Here is a 3,923-nt window from a genome sequence, read left to right as displayed (position 1 = left end):
CCCGCCGCGGGGGCCCTCCCCCGCCCGCTCCCCGCCCGCTTCCCCCCCCACCCCCCCCCCCCCCCCCACCCCGGTTTTCCAACCCCTTCCCCCAACTTCCCGTGACCTGATGCGTGCCGACTTCTACCTGATTGCCAAGCCGCGCTTTCTCACCGAGCCACTGAAGCTGGTGTGCGAACTTGCGCGCAAGGCCAACGATGGCGGCCTGTACACGCTGGTACTGGCCCGCGACCAGGCCCAGGCCGAGGAGTTGGACGAGCTGCTGTGGTCGTTCGACCCGGACGCCTATATCCCGCACCAGATCATCGGTGAGGATGTGGACGAGGAAGAAGCCATCGTGCTGATTGCCACGCCTGGCGCCGAAGCACCGGAGCGTCCGTTGGTGATCAACCTGCGCGACGAGCCCTATCTGGGTGCCTGCGACCGCGTGCTGGAAGTAGTACCGGCCGACCCGGCCGCACGTGAACCGCTGCGTGAACGTTGGCGTCAGTACAAGGCCGCCGACTACACGCTCAACAAATACGACATGTAAGGGATTACACGCATGCGCCTGCTGATTGCCATCCTGCTGCCGTGGCTGGCCTTTTTCACCATTGGTCGTCCGATTTCCGGCATTGTCTGTCTCATCCTGCAAATTACCTTGATCGGTTGGGTGCCCGCCGCCATCTGGGCTGCATACGCGGTCAGCCAGTACCACACCGACCAGAAGATCAAGCGCGCATTGGCGCGCTGATCCCTCCCCTCGCTCTTTCCGGTTTCCCCGCATGACCCAACTCGCCTCCAGCTACGACCCGAAAACCTTTGAAACCGCGCTCTACGAGTCGTGGGAAAAAGCCGGCCTGTTCAAGCCGTCCGGCAAGGGCGAGCCCTACACCATCCTGCTGCCGCCGCCGAATGTCACCGGCACCCTGCACATGGGCCACGCCTTCCAGCAGACGCTGATGGACGCGCTGATCCGTTACCACCGCATGCGTGGCTACGACACGCTGTGGCAGGTGGGTACCGACCACGCCGGCATCGCCACCGAAATGGTGGTCAGCCGCAACCTGGCGATGGAAGGCAAGGGCGAAACCCGCGACTCGCTGGGCCGCGATGGCTTCATCGACAAGGTGTGGGAGTGGAAGGCGCATTCGGGCAACGTGATCGAAGGCCAGATGCGCCGCCTCGGCACCTCCGCCGACTGGTCGCGCAGCACCTTCACCATGGACGCCGGCCCGAGCGAGGCGGTGATCGAGTCCTTCCTCCGCTGGCACGAACAGGGCCTGATCTACCGTGGTCAGCGTCTGGTCAACTGGGACCCGGTACTGAAGACCGCCATTTCCGATCTGGAAGTGGAAAGCGTGGAAGAAGACGGCTTCATGTGGTCGATCGCCTATGCGCTCAACGACGGTGCCAGCTATGAGCACGTCGAAGTGGACGCCGACGGCAACGAGACCCTGCGCGAAACCCGCAACTATCTGGTCGTGGCCACCACCCGTCCGGAAACCCTGCTGGGCGATACCGCGGTGATGGTGCACCCGGAAGACAGCCGCTACGCGCACCTGATCGGCAAGAGCGTGACCCTGCCGCTGACCGGCCGCAGCGTGCCGGTGATCGGCGACGATTACGTCGACAAGGCATTCGGCACCGGCGTGGTCAAGGTCACTCCGGCGCACGACTTCAACGATTACCAAGTGGGCGTGCGTCACAGCCTGCCGATGATCAACCTGTTCACCACCACCGCCACGCTCAACGAGAACGCCCCGCAGCAGTACCAGGGGCTGGACCGCTACGCAGCGCGCAAGGTGATCCTGGCCGAACTGGAAGACCTGGGCATCCTGGTCGAGACCAAGGCGCACAAGCTGCAGGTGCCGCGTGGCGACCGTACCGGCCAGGTGATCGAACCCTATCTGACCGACCAGTGGTTCGTGAAAATGGACGGGCTGGCCAAGCGCGGCCTCGAACTGGTCGAGAACGGCAGCATCAAGTTTGTGCCGGGCAACTGGATCAACACCTATCGCCATTGGATGGAGAACATCCAGGATTGGTGCATCAGCCGCCAGCTGTGGTGGGGACACCGCATTCCGGCGTGGTTCGACGAAGCTGGCAACTGCTACGTCGGCCGCAACGAAGCCGGAGCGCGTGCCAAGGCCGGGCTGGCTGACGACGTACTGCTGACCCAGGACAGCGACGTGCTGGAGACCTGGTTCTCTTCGCAGTTGTGGCCGTTCTCTACCCTCGGCTGGCCGAACGAAGCGGCGATGGCCGAGCGCGGCTTTGAGCGCTACCTGCCGTCGAACGTGCTGATCACCGGCTTCGACATCATCTTCTTCTGGGTGGCGCGCATGATCATGGCCACCGACAGCTTCACCGGCCAGATCCCGTTCAAGGACGTCTACATCACCGGCCTGATCCGTGACGGTCAGGGCCAGAAGATGTCCAAGTCCAAGGGCAATGTGCTGGATCCGCTGGACATCATCGACGGCATCACCATCGACGACCTGGTTGCCAAGCGCACCCACGGCTTGATGCAGCCGAAGATGGCCGAGAAGATCGAGAAGGCCACGCGCAAGGAATTCCCGGACGGCATCATCGCCCACGGTGCCGACGCGCTGCGCTTCACCATTGCCGCGCTCGCCACCCACGGCCGTGACATCAAGTTCGACATGAGCCGCGCCGAGGGCTACAAGAACTTCTGCAACAAGCTGTGGAACGCCAGCCGCTTCACCCTGATGAACACCGAGGGCGCGAGCTTCACCAGCGTACCGATGCCGCGCACCGATGCCGAGCGCTGGATCCTTGCGCGCCTGGCCAAGGTTTCGGCCGAAGCACAGCAGCATTACGCCGACTACCGCTTCGACCTGTTGTCGCAGGCGCTGTACGAATTCGTCTGGAACGAGTTCTGCGATTGGTTCCTGGAACTGACCAAGCCGGCGCTCAATGGCGACAACGCCGAGGATGCGGCCAGCACGCGTCATACCCTGCTGTACGTGCTGGAAGCGGTGCTGCGTCTGCTGCACCCGTTGATCCCGTTCGTCACCGAACAGCTGTGGCAGCAGGTGGCACCACGTCTTGGCATCAACGCCGAGTCGTTGTCGCTGTGCGCATACCCGACCGCGGAAGAATTTGCCGGCGATTACGCACAGGCCGAAGTCGACGTGGAATGGTTCAAGACCATGGTCAGCGCCCTGCGCCGCGTGCGCAGCGAGTTGAACGTGCCGCCGTCCAAGCAGGTGCGCTTGCTGCTGCAGGGCGGACAGGCTGCGGATCGCGTTCGCCTCGACCGCTTCGCCTCGCAGCTGCGCTTCCTGCTCAAGTTGGAAAGCATCGACTGGTTGGCCGGTGATGCAGTCACGCCGCCGGCGGCCGCTGCCATTGTTGGCGAGTTGAAGCTGCTGGTGCCGCTGGAAGGCCTGGTTGATCTGGATGCCGAGCGTGCGCGCCTGGACAAGGAAATCGCCCGCGTCTCTTCGGAGAAGGACAAGAGCGAAGTCAAACTGTCCAAGTTCACCGATAAGGTGCCTGCGGCAGTGGTCGAGCAGGAGCGTGTGCGCCTGGTTGACTGGAACAGCCAGCTGGCCGGCCTGCAGGAACAGCGCGCGAAGCTGTAAAGCTCGTTGGTTGTTGTTGCTGTGGAAAACGCCGCCTTTGGGCGGCGTTTTCTTTTGTGCGTTCAAGAGCATTGAGCTAAAAGTCAAAAGCAAAGAACAAAGAACTAAAAAGCAATGACCCCCTCATCCGCCCTGCCGGGCACCTTCTCCCGCAGGCGGGAGAAGGGACTGCAGTGATTCTTGCAGCGTGGTGAGTTGGTCGCGCGACCACGCTCAAACTCAAGCACGTAAAGCCGATCGCTCAGCGCCCCACAGAAGTGCACGGCGCATTGCATTCCCTTCTCCCGCCTGCGGGAGAGGGTGCCCGTCAGGGCGGATGAGGGGGCTTTGGGC

3 protein-coding genes are annotated in these 3,923 nt (G+C 63.1%); all 3 read left to right on the top strand.

Annotated elements, in window-relative coordinates; genetic code table 11:
- The first annotated feature begins 106 nt into the window (after nucleotides 1–106).
- From ACVOLR_RS19915 to ACVOLR_RS19905, 3 genes are read left to right on the top strand one after another with little or no spacing between them, the layout of a single operon-like run.
- Nucleotides 107–532 (top strand): DNA polymerase III subunit chi, encoded by a 426-nt coding sequence (locus tag ACVOLR_RS19915; protein ID WP_481530122.1) that lies wholly within the window; start codon nucleotides 107–109, stop codon nucleotides 530–532.
- Nucleotides 533–544: 12 nt separating this feature from the next.
- Entirely contained in the window at nucleotides 545–733 is a 189-nt protein-coding gene (locus tag ACVOLR_RS19910; protein WP_481513769.1) for a YqaE/Pmp3 family membrane protein, read from the top strand.
- A gap of 31 nt (nucleotides 734–764) precedes the next feature.
- Nucleotides 765–3,590 (top strand): valine--tRNA ligase, encoded by a 2,826-nt coding sequence (locus ACVOLR_RS19905; protein WP_481537967.1) that lies wholly within the window; start codon nucleotides 765–767, stop codon nucleotides 3,588–3,590.
- Nucleotides 3,591–3,923: the final 333 nt, after the last annotated feature.

It is taken from the genome of Stenotrophomonas sp. STEN030 (assembly GCF_056759995.1).
The sequence above is the reverse complement of the archived record's forward strand: the minus strand, read 5'-3'. Positions and strand labels throughout refer to the sequence as shown.